At 62.0% G+C, this 19,520-nt stretch carries 15 protein-coding genes, 2 tRNA genes and 6 pseudogenes; 19 read left to right on the top strand and 4 right to left on the bottom strand.

What is annotated here, in order from left to right; all coding sequences use genetic code 11:
- Positions 1 to 113: 113 nt before the first annotated feature.
- On the top strand, positions 114 to 1,430 hold the full coding sequence (aroA, locus tag XpopCFBP1817_RS00375; RefSeq protein WP_128415496.1) for a 3-phosphoshikimate 1-carboxyvinyltransferase: 1,317 nt from the start codon (positions 114 to 116) through the stop codon (positions 1,428 to 1,430).
- Here the strand turns inward: aroA and XpopCFBP1817_RS00370 are convergent.
- Complete coding sequence (locus XpopCFBP1817_RS00370; RefSeq protein ID WP_128415495.1) at positions 1,414 to 1,989, bottom strand: energy transducer TonB; 576 nt, start codon at positions 1,987 to 1,989, stop codon at positions 1,414 to 1,416. The genes aroA and XpopCFBP1817_RS00370 overlap by 17 nt on opposite strands.
- Before the next feature lie 250 nt (positions 1,990 to 2,239).
- A complete protein-coding gene (locus XpopCFBP1817_RS00365) occupies positions 2,240 to 2,905 on the bottom strand; it encodes an energy transducer TonB (protein WP_167393763.1) in 666 nt (221 codons plus the stop codon).
- Positions 2,906 to 3,018: 113 nt separating this feature from the next.
- Here XpopCFBP1817_RS00365 and serS point away from each other — a divergent pair, with 113 nt between their 5' ends.
- The 6 genes and pseudogenes from serS to XpopCFBP1817_RS00335 form a co-directional block, all read left to right on the top strand.
- Positions 3,019 to 4,368 (top strand): serine--tRNA ligase, encoded by a 1,350-nt coding sequence (gene serS / locus XpopCFBP1817_RS00360; RefSeq protein ID WP_128415493.1) that lies wholly within the window; start codon positions 3,019 to 3,021, stop codon positions 4,366 to 4,368.
- A 326-nt stretch (positions 4,369 to 4,694) separates the two neighbouring features.
- Positions 4,695 to 5,711, top strand: a complete 1,017-nt coding sequence (locus XpopCFBP1817_RS00355) for a LysR family transcriptional regulator (RefSeq protein ID WP_128415492.1) — start codon at positions 4,695 to 4,697, stop codon at positions 5,709 to 5,711.
- Between the two features lie 283 nt (positions 5,712 to 5,994).
- A tRNA-Ser gene (locus tag XpopCFBP1817_RS00350) sits at positions 5,995 to 6,084 on the top strand.
- 87 nt (positions 6,085 to 6,171) lie between these two features.
- A pseudogene (locus XpopCFBP1817_RS00345) lies at positions 6,172 to 6,607 on the top strand (DUF6538 domain-containing protein); the annotation flags it as partial.
- 66 nt (positions 6,608 to 6,673) lie between these two features.
- A pseudogene (locus XpopCFBP1817_RS00340) lies at positions 6,674 to 7,388 on the top strand (integrase core domain-containing protein).
- Positions 7,389 to 7,857, top strand: a pseudogene (locus tag XpopCFBP1817_RS00335) (site-specific integrase); the annotation flags it as partial.
- A gap of 133 nt (positions 7,858 to 7,990) precedes the next feature.
- Here XpopCFBP1817_RS00335 and XpopCFBP1817_RS00330 read toward each other — a convergent pair.
- A pseudogene (locus XpopCFBP1817_RS00330) lies at positions 7,991 to 8,167 on the bottom strand (IS3 family transposase); the annotation flags it as partial.
- Between the two features lie 44 nt (positions 8,168 to 8,211).
- Between XpopCFBP1817_RS00330 and XpopCFBP1817_RS22465 the strand changes: the two are divergent.
- Positions 8,212 to 8,412: pseudogene (locus XpopCFBP1817_RS22465) on the top strand (type IV secretion system protein); the annotation flags it as partial.
- Here XpopCFBP1817_RS22465 and XpopCFBP1817_RS00320 read toward each other — a convergent pair.
- Positions 8,404 to 8,538 (bottom strand): annotated as a pseudogene (locus XpopCFBP1817_RS00320) (LacI family DNA-binding transcriptional regulator); the annotation flags it as partial. The pseudogenes XpopCFBP1817_RS22465 and XpopCFBP1817_RS00320 sit on opposite strands and share 9 nt — an antisense overlap.
- A 325-nt stretch (positions 8,539 to 8,863) precedes the next feature.
- On the opposite strand from XpopCFBP1817_RS00320, the gene thrS reads away from it, so the two are divergent.
- The 11 genes from thrS to XpopCFBP1817_RS00265 all read left to right on the top strand — a co-directional run bounded on the left by thrS (position 8,864) and on the right by XpopCFBP1817_RS00265 (position 19,318).
- Positions 8,864 to 10,768, top strand: a complete 1,905-nt coding sequence (gene thrS / locus XpopCFBP1817_RS00315) for a threonine--tRNA ligase (RefSeq protein WP_128415490.1) — start codon at positions 8,864 to 8,866, stop codon at positions 10,766 to 10,768.
- Positions 10,769 to 10,816: 48 nt separating this feature from the next.
- The gene (gene infC / locus XpopCFBP1817_RS00310) at positions 10,817 to 11,359 is read left to right on the top strand and encodes a translation initiation factor IF-3 (RefSeq protein ID WP_128415489.1); all 543 of its coding nucleotides are present in this window, start codon (positions 10,817 to 10,819) and stop codon (positions 11,357 to 11,359) included.
- Between the two features lie 241 nt (positions 11,360 to 11,600).
- Entirely contained in the window at positions 11,601 to 11,798 is a 198-nt protein-coding gene (rpmI, locus tag XpopCFBP1817_RS00305) for a 50S ribosomal protein L35 (protein WP_128415488.1), read from the top strand.
- A gap of 10 nt (positions 11,799 to 11,808) precedes the next feature.
- A complete protein-coding gene (rplT, locus tag XpopCFBP1817_RS00300; protein ID WP_128415487.1) occupies positions 11,809 to 12,168 on the top strand; it encodes a 50S ribosomal protein L20 in 360 nt (119 codons plus the stop codon).
- A 291-nt stretch (positions 12,169 to 12,459) separates the two neighbouring features.
- Positions 12,460 to 13,455, top strand: coding sequence for a phenylalanine--tRNA ligase subunit alpha (locus tag XpopCFBP1817_RS00295; protein ID WP_128415486.1), 996 nt, complete (start codon positions 12,460 to 12,462; stop codon positions 13,453 to 13,455).
- Positions 13,456 to 13,552: 97 nt separating this feature from the next.
- Entirely contained in the window at positions 13,553 to 15,931 is a 2,379-nt protein-coding gene (gene pheT / locus XpopCFBP1817_RS00290) for a phenylalanine--tRNA ligase subunit beta (RefSeq protein WP_128415485.1), read from the top strand.
- 21 nt (positions 15,932 to 15,952) lie between these two features.
- On the top strand, positions 15,953 to 16,252 hold the full coding sequence (locus tag XpopCFBP1817_RS00285) for an integration host factor subunit alpha (RefSeq protein ID WP_002811076.1): 300 nt from the start codon (positions 15,953 to 15,955) through the stop codon (positions 16,250 to 16,252).
- A complete protein-coding gene (locus XpopCFBP1817_RS00280) occupies positions 16,233 to 16,589 on the top strand; it encodes a MerR family transcriptional regulator (protein WP_005995911.1) in 357 nt (118 codons plus the stop codon). Before XpopCFBP1817_RS00285 ends, XpopCFBP1817_RS00280 begins: the two co-directional genes overlap by 20 nt.
- A 61-nt stretch (positions 16,590 to 16,650) precedes the next feature.
- Positions 16,651 to 16,727: transfer RNA gene (locus XpopCFBP1817_RS00275), tRNA-Pro, on the top strand.
- A gap of 471 nt (positions 16,728 to 17,198) precedes the next feature.
- Positions 17,199 to 17,897: a polysaccharide biosynthesis/export family protein gene (locus XpopCFBP1817_RS00270; RefSeq protein ID WP_167393766.1), complete on the top strand. Its 699-nt coding sequence runs from the start codon at positions 17,199 to 17,201 to the stop codon at positions 17,895 to 17,897.
- Positions 17,879 to 19,318, top strand: coding sequence for a GumC family protein (locus XpopCFBP1817_RS00265; RefSeq protein ID WP_128415484.1), 1,440 nt, complete (start codon positions 17,879 to 17,881; stop codon positions 19,316 to 19,318). The genes XpopCFBP1817_RS00270 and XpopCFBP1817_RS00265 overlap by 19 nt, the downstream gene beginning before the upstream one ends.
- Positions 19,319 to 19,520 lie beyond the last annotated feature (202 nt).

The raw sequence follows: 19,520 nt of genomic DNA, 5'->3' as shown, positions 1-19,520 counted from the left end.
TGATCAGCCGGTAATCGCCGGCGCGCCGACATCTGCAAGCTGACGGTGCGACCACACCATTCTTCAAAGCGCATCGCCGTGCATGGCGATGCCGCAGCAATCGGATCACACGCATGAGCAGCAGCACGCAACACTGGATCGCGCAGCACGGCAGCGCATTGCAGGGCAGCCTGGCCATTCCCGGCGATAAATCGGTCTCGCATCGCGCGGTGATGTTTGCCGCCTTGGCCGACGGCATCTCGCAGATCGATGGCTTTCTCGAAGGCGAAGACACGCGCTCCACCGCAGCGATTTTTGCCAAACTCGGTGTGCGCATCGAAACACCTTCGGCCTCGCAGCGCATCGTGCATGGCGTGGGCGTGGATGGCCTGCAGCCGCCAAGCGAGCCGCTGGACTGTGGCAATGCCGGCACCGGCATGCGCCTGTTAGCCGGCCTGCTGGCTGCGCAGCGCTTCGACAGCGTGCTGGTGGGCGACGACTCACTGTCCAAGCGTCCGATGCGACGGGTGACCGACCCGCTGGCACAGATGGGCGCACGCATCGATACCGAAGAAGACGGCACCCCGCCGCTACGTGTGCACGGCGGGCAGGCGCTGCACGGGATCGACTTCGTCTCGCCTGTCGCCAGCGCACAGGTCAAGTCTGCGGTGCTGCTGGCAGCCTTGTACGCGCAGGGCGACACCTCGGTCACTGAGCCGCACCCCACGCGCGATTACACCGAGCACATGCTGTCCGCGTTCGGCGTGGAGATCGATTTCTCGCCAGGCAAGGCGCGTCTGCGCGGTGGTCAGCGCTTGCGTGCGACCGATATCGCGGTGCCGGCGGATTTCTCGTCGGCAGCGTTCTTGATCGTGGCGGCCAGCATCATTCCCGGCTCGGACGTGGTGCTGCGTGCGGTGGGCTTGAATCCACGCCGCACCGGACTGCTGGCTGCGTTGCGACTGATGGGCGCTGATATCGTCGAAGACAACCACGCCGAACACGGTGGCGAGCCGGTTGCCGATCTGCGCGTGCGCCATGCGCCCTTGCAGGGCGCGCAGATTCCCGAAGCGCTGGTGCCGGACATGATCGACGAGTTCCCGGCCCTGTTCGTGGCTGCCGCAGCGGCGAATGGGCAGACGGTGGTCACCGGCGCGGCCGAATTGCGCGTAAAGGAATCCGATCGTCTGGCAGCCATGGCCACTGGTCTACGCACGCTGGGCGTGCAAGTGGACGACACGCCGGATGGCGCGACCATTTACGGCGGCAGCATCGGCAGTGGTGTGATCGAAAGCCACGGCGATCACCGCATTGCAATGGCGTTCGCCATTGCCGGTCAGCTGTCTACCGGCAGCGTGCAGGTGAACGATGTCGCCAATGTCGCGACATCGTTTCCGGGTTTCGATACCTTGGCGCGGGGCGCCGGCTTCGGGCTTAACGCTCTGCCGTGAACTCCACCGGCACCTTCACGCTGCTGACGACCGCGTGGCCATCGCGTGTTGCTGGCTCAAAATGCCACTGACGTAAGCTGTCCACTACCGCTGCATCCAGGCGAGGATTATCGCTACCGCTACGATCGACGATGGTCACATCGCTCACCTGGCCCTGCACATCCAGTTGCAGGCGAGCGGTACGGCTGCCTTCGATGCCGGCCTGCGCAAAGTCGGCCGGATAACGCGGCATTGCATTGCCCGGCAGCGGCTTGGCTTCTTCGCTGCTGATCGGCGCACGCACCGGCTGGTGCGCAATCATGGTCATGGCACGCGGGCCTTTGGAGGCCGGCAGGATCTGGCGGCTTGCCGGCAACGGGCGCATGTCAGCGGCAAACGATTTGTCGCTGTGCCGTGTCCACCACCAGGTCGGCGCCACCGCCAGGACGGCCAGCAGCGTTGCCCACAACCATGGCGATGCGCCGCCGGCATCGTCTTCGTGCACACGATCACGCACGTCTACGGACTGTTGCGGCAGCGGTTGCGTTTGGTGTGAAAAAGGATTCGAGGTGAAGGACATGGCCGACCTCCTGGCGCATCTGTGGGATGACACGACCAGTTTGGTCGGCGCTGCCTGAGGGGGAGCTAAGGCGGAGCGCTAATGAAGGGCTAAAACTCGGCAGGCGTTCAGCTTGGCTGAACTGGCAAATCACCTGTGTTGTTACCGAAAGGGAGCGCAAGACGGCCGAAATCCCGATGTACCCGCTAATGCGTCAACGCCTCGCAAACAGCCATCTGACGGCCATTTGCGCTGGTTCGGTCAGCCGCGCTTACTGCGCAGGCCTGAACTCGAACGGGATGTCCACACTGCCGGCAATCGGCTGGCCATTGCGCTGCGCCGGGTGGAAACGCCACTGACGCACCGCTTCCATCGCGACGCGATCCAGATCGCGCGAACCGCTGCGCTGCACCAGCGTCACGCCGCCGGGTTTACCGGTTGCGTCCACGTCCACACGCACCACCACATCGCCGACATCGCCACGACGTAGCGCGGCCGATGGATAGCGCGGCGGTGGCATCTGGCCCTGCATCGGCACCGGGCGATCTCCGCCGGCCGCTGCAGCGGTGTTTGTGGGTGCCGCGGTTCCCGGCGCGCCGGCAACCGCGTCTTCCGGCAATGGCGTCGGCGCGGGTGGGTCAGTGGGTGCGGTTTCCACCAGGGTCGGGGTGTCTTCGGGCGGCTTGGCCTGCGACATATCGCTGGCTCCGTCCTGGGCCGGCAGCGGCGCGGGCAGCGGCTGGATGCTGTCGTCGGCCGGCGCACCTGCAGCCGGTTGGGCCGGCGAGGCCTTGTAGAAGTCGTCCTTGCGGCCGGTGGCCCACACCAGCAGGAACAACAGCAGGCCGGCAACGAAGGCGATACCGGCAATTTTCAGGGTGTGGCGGGGCAGACGCAGGACGATCTGGCGGTCGGATGCAGGGCGGGGCGCGGGCATAGGGCTCACCTGAAGGATCGACGCAATTCTGGCATAGCCGCAGTGAATCGATCGCGGCAGGTGGCGGAACAGGAGATAATCTGGCGCTTCCCACTGACTCCCACAGACTTCCGATGCTAGATCCGGCCCTGCTTCGCCACCATCCCGCCGACCTTGCCGAGCGCCTTCGCAGCACGCGCAGTTTCGCCCTGGACGCCGCGGAACTGGAGTCGCTGGAAGGCGAGCGCAAGCGTCTTCAGGTGCGCACGCAGGAGCTGCAGAGTCTGCGCAATTCCAAATCCAAGGCGATCGGGCAGGCCAAGGCCAAGGGCGATGATGTCACCGCGCTGATGGCCGAAGTAGCAGGTTTCGCTGACGAGCTTTTGCAGTCTCAAGTCGAACTGAAGGCCGTTCAGGGAGAACTGGAGAAGTTGTACGCGGTGATTCCCAACCTGCCGCATGCAGACGTGCCCCTCGGAAAGAGTGAGGCAGATAACGTCGAGCAATCCCGTTGGGGAACGCCGCGCCAGTTCGATTTCCCGGTTAAGGATCATGTGGAACTTGGTGCGCCCAACGGCTGGCTGGATGGTGATACCGCGGCCAAGTTGTCTGGCGCTCGCTTCACCGTGCTGCGCGGGCCAATTGCGCGTCTGCATCGCGCGCTGGCGCAGTTTATGCTTGACCTGCATGTCGGACAGCATGGCTACGAAGAAACCAACGTGCCGCTGCTGGTCAACGCCGAGTCGATGCACGGGACCGGGCAGTTGCCAAAATTTGAGGATGATCTCTTCAGGATTTACGAAGACGAATACCACTCTCAAACTGACGAAGAGACTGGTGAAGTTGCTCATTGGCGGACTGGTCAGATAGATCCTGACCCTGCTTACTATCTAATCCCCACCTCGGAAGTGCCGCTGACCAACATCGTGCGCGACGAGATCGTCGATGCCGAGCGCTTGCCGCTGCGCATGACCGCGCATTCGATGTGCTTCCGCGCCGAAGCCGGCAGCGGCGGCCGCGACACGCGCGGCATGATCCGCCAGCACCAATTCGAAAAGGTGGAGCTGGTCACCGCCTGCGCGCCAGAAGACAGCGATGCCGAGCATCAGCGCATGACCCGCTGCGCCGAGGTGGTGCTGGAAAAACTCGGCCTGCCGTATCGTAAGGTGCTGCTGTGCACCGGCGATATGGGTTTTGCTGCGATCAAGACCTATGATCTGGAAGTGTGGCTGCCTTCGCAGGCCACCTATCGCGAAATTTCGTCCTGCTCCAATTGCGGTGATTTCCAGGCGCGGCGCATGCAGGCGCGCTGGCGCAACCCGGTCAGCGGCAAGCCGGAGTTGCTGCACACGCTCAACGGCTCGGGCACTGCGGTGGGCCGCGCCATGATCGCGGTGATGGAAAACTACCAGAACGCCGATGGCTCGATGGACGTGCCCGAGATGCTGCGTCCGTATATGGGCGGGATCGGGCGGATTGGGTAAGCGTTCCGGTCGACACGACGGGGTAGCTGCAAGGCGTGCGCGACCGGGCTGCTTCTACAAGCGTTGATAGAAAACGGGGCCATCACTGGCCCCGTTTGCATTTGCAGGTGACGTCATGCGCTTCGCTGACCACTCAGCGTTCTCTGGCGGATGCGAGCCGGTCGGTGTCGATGCCTGAGCGGCGTCCGCTGCTGTGGCGAAGACCCCACACCTTCGGCGCGTAGGACTTCGATGTCCCACAAGCCCGCAAACCTGAAGAGGTAACGCAACATAGGTCGTTGCTCTGCTGTGATAAAGGTGCTTATATATCAGATATCGTTCTATCCATGGATGCCTTCGCCATGCACGATCTGAATGACCTGTACTACTTCGCGATGGTGGTGGACCATGGCGGCTTCGCTGCCGCCGAGCGTGCGCTCGGGATCCCCAAGTCGCGCCTGAGCCGGCGCATCAGCCAGCTCGAAACCGACCTCGGCGTGCGCCTGCTACAGCGCTCCACGCGCCGCTTCGCGGTGACCGACGTCGGCACCAGTGTGCATCGCCACGCCCAGACCATGCTGGCCGAGGCCCAGGCAGCGCGCGAGGTGGTGGACCGTCTCAGCGCCGAGCCGCGCGGCCTAGTGCGTGTGAGCGTCCCGGTGTCGCTGGCGCAGATCCAATTACCGAAGCTGTTGCCGGAATTTCTGACCAAGTACCCCAAGGTGCGGCTGCAGCTTAACATCAGCAATCGCCGCGTTGACGTGATCAACGAGGGCTACGACATCGCACTGCGCGTGCGCTCGCGCCTGGACGACGACGGCAGCCTGGTAATGCGCAGCTTCGGCCAGGTGCAGGAGTTGCTGGTCGCCAGCCCCAAATACCTGGACCGCGCCGGCCGCCCCAAGGATCCGAGCGAACTGGCCAACCACACCACCATGAGCACCAGCGAAGACGAAGCGCATCAGCGTTGGGAACTGCACGGCCCCAACGGCGAGATGCGTCGTGTGGACCTGCAGCCGCGTCTGGCCGGTTTCGATTTCCCGCTGCTGCAATCGATGGCGCGCGATGGCTTCGGCATCACTATGCTGCCGGAGACCGTGTGCGCCCATGCGGTGCGCAGCGGCGAGCTGGAAGTGGTGCTGCCGCACTGGTCGCTGCCGCAAGGCATCTGCCACGCTGTGTTCGCCTCGCGTCGCGGCCTGCTGCCGGCGGTGCGCGTGTTCATCGACTTCCTGGCCGAACACCTGCCGCGAGAGATCGAACGCTCGCGTCTGGATTGCGGCGGCAACTGCGCCGAACTGGCCGAAAAGCTCAAGCGCGCGGCCGGCACTGCGCTGCGACTGGCCGTGGCCGAAGCCGGCTGAGCGCTGCGTCTGGTCGTTGACACAGATGCCGGCGAAGCGCCACGCCGCTTGGCAGGCGCAACGCAGCGAGGCGTCACCGCTCAGCAGTGCGTGCAACCCAGCAAGCAGGCGCGATTAGCAAAGCGCGCTCGGGCATGCGAGAATGCGCGCCCGGGGGCGATCCTGGGGTTGAGTGACACCGCTGAAGCGCCGGTCACAATCAGCGTAACCCGCAGAGCGCGTGGCGCCTGCGTGATTCACCGATGCCATCGGCGATCATGCAAAGCAGAATCAAAGCACCATCGGAGAGATGGTCGAGCGGTTGAAGGCACCGGTCTTGAAAACCGGCGAAGGGTCAAACCTTCCGTGGGTTCGAATCCCACTCTCTCCGCCAATTTTGATCTAAGTTGTTGATTTTTAACAATTAATTCCAGCTTGATGAAGATCTTCGGCAGGACACAAATCGGGACACATCTCCCCGATGCGTATCCCTCATCACCTCATTCGCTCTCCAACGGGTCACTGGGCTTTTCGTCAGCGCGTGCCTGTCGATCTTCAACGTGTGCTCGACCAAAAGGTCATCAAGCGAACCCTCCACACCAGCGAGCTTGCCAGTGCGCGTCTGCGCGCATTGCTGCTTGCCGCAGGCTATGCTCAGGCCTTCGACATGTTGAGGGATCGACGTGTGGATAAGCTGGACAAGAAAGACATGCAGGACCTATACGATCAAGATGGCGGCTATTGATTCACTGGTCTCCTTTTTGGGGGCAAAGACCAAGCTCCACACGATCACGCGACCTGATTTGGCTCGCTGGTATCAGCACATGCGGGAGAATGGTGCTTCGACACCGACGCTCACCAACAAGCAAAGCTATGTGGGCGGGAAGGGCGGCTTCTTTGATTGGGCGATTGCCTCTTGCTACTAGGTGTTTGATCCCAGGTGTTGATGGTGCATTATTTTCCCCCGAATGGAAGCAAGCACGATGGGCCAGGTTCTGCATGGGAGCGCCACCACGACAGAGGCGATCCGTCGAGCGATACCGCAGAGTCAAGAGAGCCTGAGAGCGCTTTCCAAGCGTTACGGCATCCATCACAAGACGGTGGCGAAGTGGAAGACGCGGACCTCGGTTGCCGATGTGCCAACCGGGCCGACGCCGCCGCGTTCCACCGTGTTGTCCGTTGCGGATGAGGCGGCGATCGTCGCTTTCCGCAAGCACACGTTGCTGCCGCTGGATGACTGTACTCCATGCCTCGGCCAACAAGCTGGTTGCAGCGCAGTTCCTGCGCAATGTGATCCAGGCGGTGCCCTATGCTCTGCATACGGTTCTGACGGATAACGGTATCCAGTTCACCAACCGCAGTTCCGACCGCTATGCCTGTGCGCATCTCTTCACTCGTGTCTGCGAGGAGCACGGCATCGAACACCGTTTGACCAAGGTCAAGCATCCCTGGACCAAGGGGCAGGTCGAGCGGATGAATCGCACGATCAAAGACGCCACTGTCAAACGCGTCCACTACGACGATCACGCACAACTGCAACAGCATGTGGCCAACGTCATCGACGCCTACAACTTCGCTCGCAGACTCAAAGCCCTGAAGGGTCTGACACCGTACGAATTCATCTGCAAGCAGTGGACATCCGAACCCGAGCGGTTCAAGGTTAATCCGATCCATCTCATGCCGGGACTGAACACCTAGCCCAAAGGCGACAACCCTGCATTCGGGCATGTGAGTTACTCCGTGCGAGAGAAGCGTGCCAGGCGCAAGCTGGGGTTCAAAGCCTATGACCGTGAGCAAATCAAAACGATCTTCTCGCCTGTCAATTTCGAACGACTCTCGGCCAATGCTCAATGTGCAGCATTAATCGGTCTTTACGCAGGTGCGCGAGCTTCGGAAGTCGGGCAGCTGTTGGTGGCTGATGTGTTCAAGGAGGACAAGATTCCGTGCATTCGAATTTCGGACAAAGGTGAACATCAAAATGTCAAGACCGAAGTGAGTTTGCGCACGGTGCCGCTGCATCCGGATCTTTTGGCCCTAGGTTTTATGGAGTGGGTCGACGCCCGTAGGGCGGATGGCGAAAGCATTTAGCCGCTACTTAGGCGAGGTCAGCAAAGACTGGCCGAAGGCAAAGCGTGGGTTCCACTCGCTTCGCAAGTCGATGATTCAGGGGCCGACGTTCCCCCGCTCTGAGTAGCGGTCAGGTTTAGAGTCCGGGGGGGAATGATATGGGTGTTGGCCAGATGTTGGGCATAAGCAGCCGGTGAACCGCCCCGGGTTTCCCGCAGGCCCCTTGGTTTGAGTCACGCCGACATGGCGGACTCATGGGAGTGGGAATAGTCGTTGGCCTCAGCCTCGGCCGGTGGGATATTCCCGATCGGCTCCGGCAATCGGCGGTTGTTGAACCAGCCGGCCCAGTTGAGCGTGGCCCACTCGACCTCCTCGCGCGTGCGCCAGGACGACGTGCGATGGATCACCTCCAAAATGAGGCTGCGGGGTGTCTACAGAAGCCGGGGCGATTCACTCGAACAGCCCTCATGAAGCGATCGACAAGAACCTGATGCTGATGCAGGTGGCAATGACCGGCCTGGATCAGATTCAGACGGCAGGCGACAAGAACGGCGAAGACCAGAAGACCCGTGCCCGTTGGTTCACCGGCATCGGGATGGCCGGCCCGGGCGTGGTGCCCGGCTCGATGCTGTTGTTGAACAAGATCGCTGATGCGCAGAATGCGCTTGCGTGTTTCTTCGTTGACCATCGCGCTGCCGCGCAGTGCGCGCGATACGGTTGGTTGCGACACGCCCGCCAGATAGGCGATATCCAGCAAGGTGGCTTGACCTTTGATTGCCATGGTCTGCACTGGCAGGACAAGTGGCCAGCATCATGCCACGCGCCCGCTGGCGCCGTGCCGCCCCGCGCAACGCCGGGCTGATTGGTTTACCATTCGACTCCAAGACCAATTGCGAGAAGGTGGCCGGCGCCCCGCGCCTGCCCAGCGTGCGACATGAGCACTACCCCCGCCCACTGCTGATTCCGGCCGCGCCAGTTCGCAAGGCGCTCGCACGGCATTCTTTCTGCACCACCTCTCGCAACACACCTATTCGAGCCTGTCCAGTAGTGGGCAGATCTCCCTTGCAGCCTTAGATCTGCAGCCAGCACAGACCTCATTCTTGCCCATGATCAACATTACGCTCCCCGACGGCAGCCGCCGCGAATTCGAATCCCCCGTCTCGGTGATGCAGGTCGCCCAGTCGATCGGCGCCGGTTTGGCCAAGGCCACCATCGCCGGCCAGGTCGATGGTCAGCTGGTCGATGCCAGCGACGTCATCGACCACGACGTCAGCTTGCGCATCATCACCGCCAAGGACGCCGAAGGCGTGGAGATCATTCGCCACTCCTGTGCGCATCTGGTGGGGCATGCGGTCAAGCAGCTGTATCCGGAGGTCAAGATGGTGATCGGCCCGGTCATCGCCGAAGGCTTCTACTACGACATCTATAGCGAGCGCCCGTTCACGCCGGACGACATGGTCGCGATCGAGCAGCGCATGCAGGAACTGATCGCGCAGGACTACGAAGTGATCAAAAAGGTCACTCCGCGCGCCGAAGTGATCGAGGTGTTCGCCCAGCGCGGCGAGGAATACAAGCTGCGCCTGATCGAGGGCATGTCCGCCGACATCACCGCGATGGGCCTGTACTACCACCAAGAATACGTGGACATGTGCCGCGGCCCGCACGTGCCCAACACGCGCTTCCTCAAGGCTTTCAAGCTGACCCGCATTTCCGGCGCCTACTGGCGCGGCGATGTCAAGAACGAGCAGCTGCAGCGCATCTACGGCACCGCCTGGGCCGACAAGAAGCAGCTGGACGCCTACATCCTGCGCATGGAAGAAGCCGACAAGCGCGACCATCGCCGCATCGGCAAGCAACAGGATCTGTTCCATTTGCAGGAAGAAGCGCCCGGCCTGGTGTTCTGGCACCCCAAGGGTTGGTCGCTGTGGCAGGTGGTCGAGCAATACATGCGCAAGGTCTACCGCGATAGCGGCTACGGCGAAGTGCGTTGCCCGCAGATTCTGGACGTGTCGCTGTGGCAGAAATCCGGCCACTGGGACAACTATCAGGACGCGATGTTCTTCACCGAGTCGGAGAAGCGCACCTACGCGGTCAAGCCGATGAACTGCCCAGGCCACGTCCAGGTGTTCAATCAAGGCTTGCACAGCTATCGCGATCTGCCGATCCGCTACGGCGAGTTCGGCGCCTGTCACCGCAACGAGCCCTCCGGCGCGCTGCACGGCATCCTGCGCGTGCGCGGCTTCACCCAGGACGACGGGCACGTGTTCTGCCTGGAATCGCAGATTGAATCCGAAGTCACCGCCTTCCATCAGCAGGCACTGGCGGTCTATACCGCATTCGGCTTCGACGACATCGAGATCAAGATCGCGCTGCGTCCGGAAAAGCGCCTGGGCGACGACATCACCTGGGACAAGGCCGAAGCCGCGCTCCGCAGCGCGCTGGGCGTGTGCGGGGTGGAGTGGCAGGAGCTGCCGGGTGAGGGCGCCTTCTATGGCCCCAAGATCGAATACCACCTCAAGGACGCCATTGGCCGCACCTGGCAGCTGGGTACGATGCAGGTCGATTTCATGATGCCCGGCCGCCTTGGCGCCGAGTACGTGGACGAGCACAGCCAAAAAAAGCATCCGGTCATGCTGCACCGGGCGATCGTCGGTTCGATGGAGCGTTTCATCGGTATTTTGATCGAACACCACGCAGGCGCCTTCCCCTCCTGGCTCGCCCCGGTCCAGGTGGTTGTCGCAAATATCACCGATGCACAGGCAGACTGTGTGGACTCGGTTCGGAAAACCCTTGCAAATCAAGGCTTCCGTGTAAATGCAGATTTGCGTAACGAGAAGATCGGATATAAGATCCGCGAGCATACGCTGCAACGCGTGCCCTATCTGCTCGTGGTCGGTGACCGCGAGAAGGAAAATGGCGCAGTCGCCGTGCGGACACGTTCTGGAGAGGACCTTGGGATCATGACGGTCTCGGCCTTCGTCGAACGTCTGCAGGCAGAGCAGGCAGCGTGAGCCAACCCCGGCCGGTCTGGATGATCCGGATGCGCCGGTTCGATTCCCCTGGGAGATTGCAATATCAGTACCCCTGACAACAAACAGAACCGCAAGAACCTAGAAATCCGCGTGCCGCGCGTCCGCGTGATCGGCAGTGACGGAGAGATGGTCGGCGTGTTGTCGCGCGACGAAGCGCTCGCCAAGGCCGAGGAAGAAGGCCTGGATCTGGTCGAAATCCAGCCGCAGGCCGATCCGCCGGTCTGCAAGATCATGGATTTCGGCAAGTTCAAGTTCGAGCAGCAGAAAAAGGCCAACGAGGCCAAGAAGAAGACCAAGCAGGTCGAGATCAAGGAACTCAAGTTCCGTCCGGTCACGGACGAGGGCGACTACCAGATCAAGCTGCGCAACATGCGCCGCTTCCTGGAAGAGGGCGACAAGGTCAAGGTCAACATCCGCTTCCGTGGCCGCGAAATGAGCCACCAGGAGCTGGGTCGCGAAATGGCGTCCCGGATTGAAGCCGACCTGGGCGAAGACATCGTCATCGAGTCGCGTCCGCGCCTGGAAGGGCGGCAGATGGTCATGATGATCGCGCCCAAGAAGAAGATCTGAATCTCGCGCTGCGATCGGCCCCGGTGTGGTCGGTCCGGCTAGCGATAGCAGCGATTTGCAAGAATTCCCGGCAACGCGCATACTGCGCGGCCCGGTTTTACCGTGGCGCCGCGCAAGCGGTACAGGACCTGTCCGGATCGTGTTCGATCAAGGACTTACAAGCAGGCAAGGGCAAGGATGGAAAGCGTGGTCGCAAGACTGCCGCCCGTGTCAGTGACAAAACACCATCAAGGACATTGCAATGCCCAAGATCAAGACCAACCGGGCGGCGGCCAAGCGTTTCCGCAAGACCGCCTCCGGCAAGTACAAGTGCGGCCACGCAAACCGTAGCCATATCCTCACGAAGAAAGCGACCAAGCGGAAGCGCAACTTGCGGCAGAAGAACCATGTCCGTCCCGAGGACGCAGGCCGTCTCGATCGTATGCTTCCCTATCTCTGAGGACTGAACCATGGCACGAGTAAAGCGTGGTGTGCAGGCGCGCCGCCGCCACAAGAAAATTCTGAATCTGGCGAAGGGCTACTACAACGCCCGTCGTAAGGTCTTCCGCGTTGCCAAGCAGGCGGTCATCAAGGCACAGCAGTACGCCTACATTGGCCGTAAGCAGAAGAAGCGCGTATTCCGTGCGCTTTGGATCACCCGCATCAATGCGGCTGCCCGCATCAATGGTCTGAGCTACAGCCGTTTCATGAACGGCATGCTCAAGGCTGGCATCACCCTGGACCGTAAGGTGCTGGCTGATATCGCCGTGCACGACGCCGCCGGCTTTGCCGCGCTGGCTGATAAGGCAAAGGGCGCGCTGGCGGCGTAAATGCAGGTCCCTCGCAGGAGCCCGCACGTCGTTGGTGCGAGTCCTTCGCAAGAGCCCGCACATCCATGTGCGGACTGTTGAAGGGGTAGATCATCTCGAGCAGCCGCACACCCGTGTGCCTGCTTTTGGTGATGAAACGCAGATATGCAGGGGGAAGGGCGCGAGTCCTTCCCCTTTTGCGTTTTAAATAGCCGGCATCTCTAGATTTTGATGGTTGGCAAGAGTCATGTGGTAATGCGTTCCGGTGCATCCGGAAACACCGTTCGGCTGAGCAGTTGAGGCGCGAGTGCAATGAGTGAGATTCAATCCCTGACCGAGCGCGCGTTGGCAGATGTCGCCGCCGCACAGACGCCGGACCAACTGGAGGCGCTACGCGTCGCGTTGCTGGGCAAGAGCGGCAGCATCACTGCCCAGCTCAAGCAGCTCGGCACGCTGCCGGCCGATCAACGCAAGGCCGCTGGCGAGGCCATCAACCTGGCGCGCGATGCGCTGAGCGCCGCGCTGTCAGAGCGCAAACACACGCTGGAAAACGCTGCACTGGACGCACGTCTGGCCGGCGAGCGCATCGATGTCACCTTGCCGGGTCGTCGCAGCGAGCGCGGTGGATTACACCCGGTCACGCGCACGCTCGAGCGCATCGTCGAGATCTTTGCGCGCTTGGGGTATGAGCTGTCCGATGGTCCTGAGATCGAGGATGACTGGCATAACTTCGAAGCTTTGAATTTTCCGCCGCATCATCCGGCACGCGCGATGCACGACACGTTCTATTTCGGCGATGGCCGCCTGTTGCGCACTCATACCTCCGGTGTGCAAGTGCGCTACATGGATGCGCACAAGCCGCCGCTGCGCATGATCGCGGCCGGCAAGGTGTACCGCTCCGATTCGGACCAGACCCATTCGCCGATGTTCCATCAGGTGGAAGGCCTGCTGGTGGATGAGCATTCCAACTTCGCCGACCTCAAGGGCACCTTGTCCGAGTTCGTGCGTGCGTTCTTCGAGCGCGATTTCGAAATGCGTTTCCGCCCCAGCTATTTTCCGTTCGTGGAGCCGGGTGCGGAAGTGGACATCGCCTGGCAGCAGCCAGACGGCAGCACGCGCTGGCTGGAAGTGCTGGGCTGCGGCATGGTGCACCCGACCGTGCTGCGCAGCGTCGGCATCGATCCGGAGCGCTATACCGGCTTCGCGTTCGGCCTGGGCGTGGAGCGCTTTGCGATGCTGCGCTACGGCGTCAACGACCTGCGCGCGTTCTTCGAGAACGATGTGCGTTTCCTCAGGCAGTTCGCCTGATGGCGGAGATTGGGGATTCGCAACAGCGCCATCGTCCCGCCCCCCTTCGACTGTTTTTTACGAATCTAAAATCCCGAATCCCCAATCCCGGCCCCTCATGAAATTCTCTGAAAATTGGCTGCGCAGCCACGTTCCCATCCAGGCCAGCCGCGACGAACTTGCCGCGACGCTGACGGCGATCGGTCTGGAGGTCGAAGAGGTCACGCCATTGGGCGAGGCCTTGGGTCAAGTGGTGGTGGCGCGCATCGTCGAGGCGGTGCGTCATCCGGAGGCCGATCGTCTGCAGGTCTGCAGCGTCGATGCAGGGCAGGGCGAGTTGCTGCAGATCGTGTGTGGCGCGCCCAATGCGCGTGCCGGTCTGGTGGCGCCGTTGGCGCTGGTCGGTGCGCAGATCGGTGCGCTGACCATCACCGCGGCCAAGCTGCGCGGTGTGGCGTCCAACGGCATGTTGTGTTCGGCCAAGGAGCTGGGTCTGGATAGCGAGGCGTCCGGCCTGTTCGAGCTACCGGACGATGCGCCGGTGGGTCAGGCCTTGGCCGACTATTTGGGGCTGCCCGATGCCAGCATCGAGATCAAGCTCACACCTAATCGCGCCGATTGCTTCAGCGTGCGCGGCATTGCCTTCGATGTGGCCGCCGCCTGCGCCAGCGAAGTGGTGGCCTTCGACGCCGGCGCGGTGGCGCCGGTGTCCACGCGCACGCTGGCGGTGGAGCTGCATGCCGGCAACGAAGCGCCGCGCTACTGCGGACGTGTGATCGAAGGCATCGACCCGGCCGCGAAGACGCCGGTGTGGCTGGCCGAGCGGCTGCGCCGCAGCGGCGTGCGTCCGGTTTCGCTGCTGGTGGATATCACCCAGTACGTGATGCTGGAGCTTGGCCAGCCGATGCATGCGTTCGATCTGGATACGCTGCAGGGCCCGATCGGCGTGCGCCGATCGCGCGGCGGCGAGCAGCTGGCGTTGCTGGATGGGCGGCAGGTCACGCTGGACGACAGTTTCCTGACCATCACCGATGCCGATCGCCCGGTGGCGTTGGCCGGTCTGATGGGTGGGCTGGACACGCGCGTCACCGAGACCACGCGCAACGTGTTCCTGGAGTCGGCGTACTTCGATCCGGCCGCGATCATGGGCCGTGGCCGCAAGCTCGGGCTGCATACCGATGCCGGTCATCGCTTCGAGCGTGGTGTGGATCCGGCGCTGCCGCCGCAGGCGATCGAAGTGGCGACACGGCTGGTGCTGGAACTGGCCGGTGGGACGCCAGGCCCGGTGGTGCATGCGCAATTGCCGCAGTATTTTCCGCAGCCTTCGCGCATCCTGTTGCGTCGTGCGCGTATCGCGCGCGTGCTGGGTATCCAGATCGATGATGCCGAGGTTTCGCGCATTCTGGGCGCGCTCGGCATGCAGCTGGAGGCGGTTGCCGAAGGCTGGCAGGTGATGGCGCCGAGCCGTCGCTTCGATATCGCCATCGAAGAGGATCTGATCGAAGAGCTGGCGCGTATCCACGGTTACGACCGCGTGCCGACCACACTGCCGGGCGGGGCAAGCCGGATTGCAATGCCGAGCGAAACCCAGCTCGACGAGCTCAGCGTGCGCCGCCAGCTGGTGGCCCGCGAGCTGCAGGAAACTATCAATTACGCCTTCGTCGATGCCACCTTGCTGGAGCGCTGGCAGCTGACCGACGGCCTGGTGCCCCTGGCCAATCCGCTCAGTGCCGAGCTTGCGATCATGCGTCCGCGCCTGCTGCCGGGCCTGGTGGCGACGCTGGGCCGCAACGCCGCCCGCCAGGCCGGCCGCGTGCGCCTGTTCGAGCTGGGTAAGGTGTTCGCTGCCGCCTCCGATGCTGGCGCTGCCCCGCAGGAGTCGCAGCATGTCGCCGCGGCCGTGTGTGGCGATGCCCTGGCGCTGCAGTGGGGCGAGCCGGCGCGCAAAGTGGACTTCCATGATCTGAAGGGTGACCTGATGGCGCTGGCAGCGGCCAGCGGCGCGGTGCTTGACTTCCAGCCCTCCGCCCAGCCCTTCGGGCATCCGGGGCGCTCGGCCGACATCCATCGCGACGGCGTCTGCATCGGCTGGATCGGGCAGGTGCATCCGCGCCTGGCCAAGGCCTTGGACATCGACGTGGATGTGATCGCGTTCGAGCTGCAACTGACGGCCTTGGTCCAACGCGCGTTGCCGCGTGCTGGTGAACTGTCGCGGTTCCCCTCGGTCCGCCGCGATCTGGCCTTCCTGGTGCCGGAAGAAGTGAGCTGGGCGGCGCTGTCTGCCAGCGTGCGCACCACGGTTGGCCCGTTGTTGCGCGAGGTGCAGCTGTTCGATCGCTATGTCGGGCAGGGGGTCGAGCCAGGTTTCAAGAGTCTGGCTATGGGCTTGATTTTGCAGGATAACTCGCGCACTCTCACCGACCGGGACGTCGATGCAGTCGTTGCCGATGTGGTGGCCGTGATCGAGCGCGAGCACCGCGCCCGGATCCGGAGTTGAGGCGGTAACCAGGGGATTGGCATGGCATTGACGAAAGCGGAGATGGCCGAACGTCTGTTCGACGAGGTCGGTCTGAACAAGCGCGAGGCAAAGGAATTTGTCGACGCGTTCTTCGATGTGCTGCGCGATGCGCTGGAGCAGGGCCGTCAGGTGAAGCTGTCCGGTTTCGGCAACTTCGATCTGCGGCGCAAGAATCAACGGCCCGGTCGCAATCCCAAGACCGGTGAGGAAATTCCGATCTCGGCGCGCACGGTGGTGACCTTCCGTCCGGGCCAGAAGCTCAAGGAGCGGGTGGAGGCTTATGCTGGATCCGGGCAGTAATCGCGAGCTACCACCGATCCCGGCCAAGCGCTACTTCACCATCGGAGAGGTCAGCGAGTTGTGCGATGTCAAACCGCATGTGCTGCGCTATTGGGAAACCGAATTTCCGAGCCTGGAGCCGGTCAAGCGGCGCGGCAATCGGCGCTACTACCAGCGCCATGACGTGCTGATGGTGCGGCAGATCCGCGGCCTGCTTTACGAACAGGGCTACACCATCGGTGGCGCACGTCTGCGCCTGGAAGGCGATGGCGCCAAGAGCGAGTCGGCGTTGAGCAACCAGATCATCAAGCAGGTGCGCATGGAGCTGGAAGAAGTGTTGCAGCTGCTGCGCCGCTAGGAAATTGTGTCGCAAAGCCGCTATAATCGCAGGCCGTCCTCGCGACGGGGTGCAGCATCTTCGGGGTATAGCGCAGCCTGGTAGCGCACTAGTCTGGGGGACTAGTGGTCGTCGGTTCAAATCCGGCTACCCCGACCAAACACTAAGCCCATGTCTTAACTGACATGGGCTTTTTTGTTGCGTCGCAACATGCGGATTCGGGCTTCGGGGAAAGGTGCTGCATATGCAGAACGACATAGTGCGCTGCAGCAGGAAAAGGGCCGAAGAGCCCGCTTTACACGGTCCCGTCTGCTGTGGACCTGGATCACAGAGCGGTGCTAAGTATCCGAAAATCCTCCAAATCATTAGCGCGTGATTAGTAACTGGATCACGTTTTTTTAACGTCGCAACGACGAACTTGAATCAATAGGCCAACGCCGTCAAAAAAATGGCGTGCAGCGTCTTGCGATGTTTTCTTTCTATGCCATAGTGCAGTGCAACACGTCACACCTGTCGTGATCCCGATGTCATACGGGATGAATTTCTCTGTCGTACGTTCGTGCTGGCGTGTTGGCCGGTTGAATGCTGCGCGGGTTCCTGTCCCACCAATCAAGGCAGCCAGCTACACGCATGAAAAGACTGATCGAACGATTCTGCCAAGGCCTCAGCCTGGCGTTGATCTGCTCGATGACACTGGGCGCTTGCAGCACCGGTCCGAAGATGGCGGACTCTCTGCCGCTCCCGGATCCGCTTGCGATGTCCGCAGTGCAGCCAGAGTATCGACTCGCGCCGGGCGACTTGCTGTTGGTCAAAGTATTTCAAGTCGACGAGCTGGAGCGGCAGGTCCGCATCGATCAGAACGGTCACATCTCGCTGCCGTTGATCGGCGATGTCAAGGCCACGGGCCTGGGCGTTGGCGAGCTGGAAAAACTGGTCGCAGAACGCTACGCCGCCGGATATCTGCAACAGCCGCAAGTGTCGGTGTTCGTGGAGGAATCCAACGGCCGCCGGGTCACGGTCACTGGTGCGGTGGACGCGCCCGGGATCTACCCGGTGATCGGCTCCAACCTGACCTTGCAGCAAGCGATTGCGCAGGCAAAGGGCGTCAGTACGGTGGCCAGCCGCGGCAATGTCATTGTCTTCCGCATCGTCAATGGGCAAAAAATGATCGCTAGATTCGACCTGACCGAGATCGAGAAGGGTGCCAATCCCGACCCGGAGATCTACGGCGGCGACATCGTTGTGGTGTATCGCTCGGACGCACGCATCTGGCTGCGCACCATGCTTGAACTGACCCCCTTGGTAATGGTGTGGCGCGCTTACCGATGAGTATGAATTCCGAAAATCGTTCCTCTTCTTCTCATCGTCACGGCCATCTCGAGCTGGCGGATGTGGGTTTGCTCGACTACTGGCGTGCGCTGGTCTCGCAGCGCTGGTTGATCATCGGGGTCACGCTGTTCGCAGTGCTGCTGGCCTTCGGCATCACGCTGTTGATGCCGGAGAAGTACCGCGCCACCAGCACGCTGCAGATCGAGCGTGATTCGCTCAACGTGGTGAACGTCGACAATCTGATGCCGGTGGAGTCGCCGCAGGATCGCGATTTCTACCAGACCCAGTACCAGTTGCTGCAGAGCCGTTCGTTGGCGCGTGCAGTGATCCGCGAAGCCAAGCTGGATCAGGAGCCGGCGTTCAAGGCGCAGGTCGACGAGGCACTGGAGAAGGCTGCGGCCAAGAATCCGGAAGCCGGCAAGTCGGTCGATTCGCGCCAGGCGATCGTCGAGCGCACCTTGACCGACACCCTGCTGGCCGGATTGGTGGTCGAGCCGATCCTCAATTCGCGCCTGGTCTACGTCAGCTACGACTCGCCGGATCCGGTGCTGGCCGCCAAGATCGCCAACACCTATACCAAGGTCTTCATCGTCAGCACGCAAGAGCGCCGGATGAACGCGTCCTCGTTCGCGACCAAGTTCCTGTCCGAACGTCTGGAGCAGTTGCGCGGCAAGCTCGAAGACTCGGAAAAGACGCTGGTCTCTTATTCGACCCAGGAGCAGATCGTGTCGATGGGCGACGACAAGCCGTCGCTTGCGGCGCAGAACCTGGGCGATCTCAACGCGATGCTTGCCTCTGCACAGGACACGCGCATCAAGGCCGAAGCAGCATGGCGTCAGGTCAGCACCGGCGACAGCATGTCGTTGCCGCAGGTGCTGGGCAATCCGTTGATCCAGAGCCTGCGCGGTGAGCAGATCCGCTTGAACACCGAGTACCAGCCGAAGCTATCGACGTTCAAGCCGGACTATCCGGAAATGCGGCGCCTGAAGGCGCAGATCGAAGAGTCGCGCCGTCAGATCAACGGCGAGGTCATCAACATCCGTCAATCGTTGAAGGCCGCCTACGACGCTTCGGTGCAGCAGGAGCGTTTGCTCAACGAGCGCATTGCCGGTCTGCGCAGCAACGAGCTGGATCTGCAGAGTCGCAGCATCCAATACAACATGCTCAAGCGCGACGTCGATACCAACCGTCAGCTCTACGATGCGCTCCTGCAGCGTTACAAAGAGATCGGTGTTGCAAGCAATGTGGGCGCCAACAACGTGACCATCGTCGATACCGCAGACGTGCCTACGTCGAAGACTTCACCGAAACTCAAATTGAACCTCGCCTTAGGCTTCATCTTTGGCGTATTCCTTGGTGTGGCTGTTGCCCTCGTGCGCTACTTCCTGCGAGGCAATGGGCCGGAGACGCGGTTGAACTGACATCGTGATGTTGCAAAACGGTGGTTAATTTAAGTGACAACTGATTCAGCGTGGAAAAAGTCGGATCCCGTAAGTTTCGGGATCCCTCGTTTGAAAGTTTGTCTCTGTTGAAACAAAGGGCTGTCGTGCGATCTGGGGTCGGTAGGTATTACCGCGGTGATCGTAAGACGGAGATGATTGAAAGCTCGCGTGCGTTTCGTAT

This window comes from Xanthomonas populi (assembly GCF_002940065.1).
GTDB lineage: Bacteria > Pseudomonadota > Gammaproteobacteria > Xanthomonadales > Xanthomonadaceae > Xanthomonas > Xanthomonas populi.
Note: the sequence above shows the minus strand (reverse complement) of the source record. Positions and strands in the feature narration are given on the sequence as shown.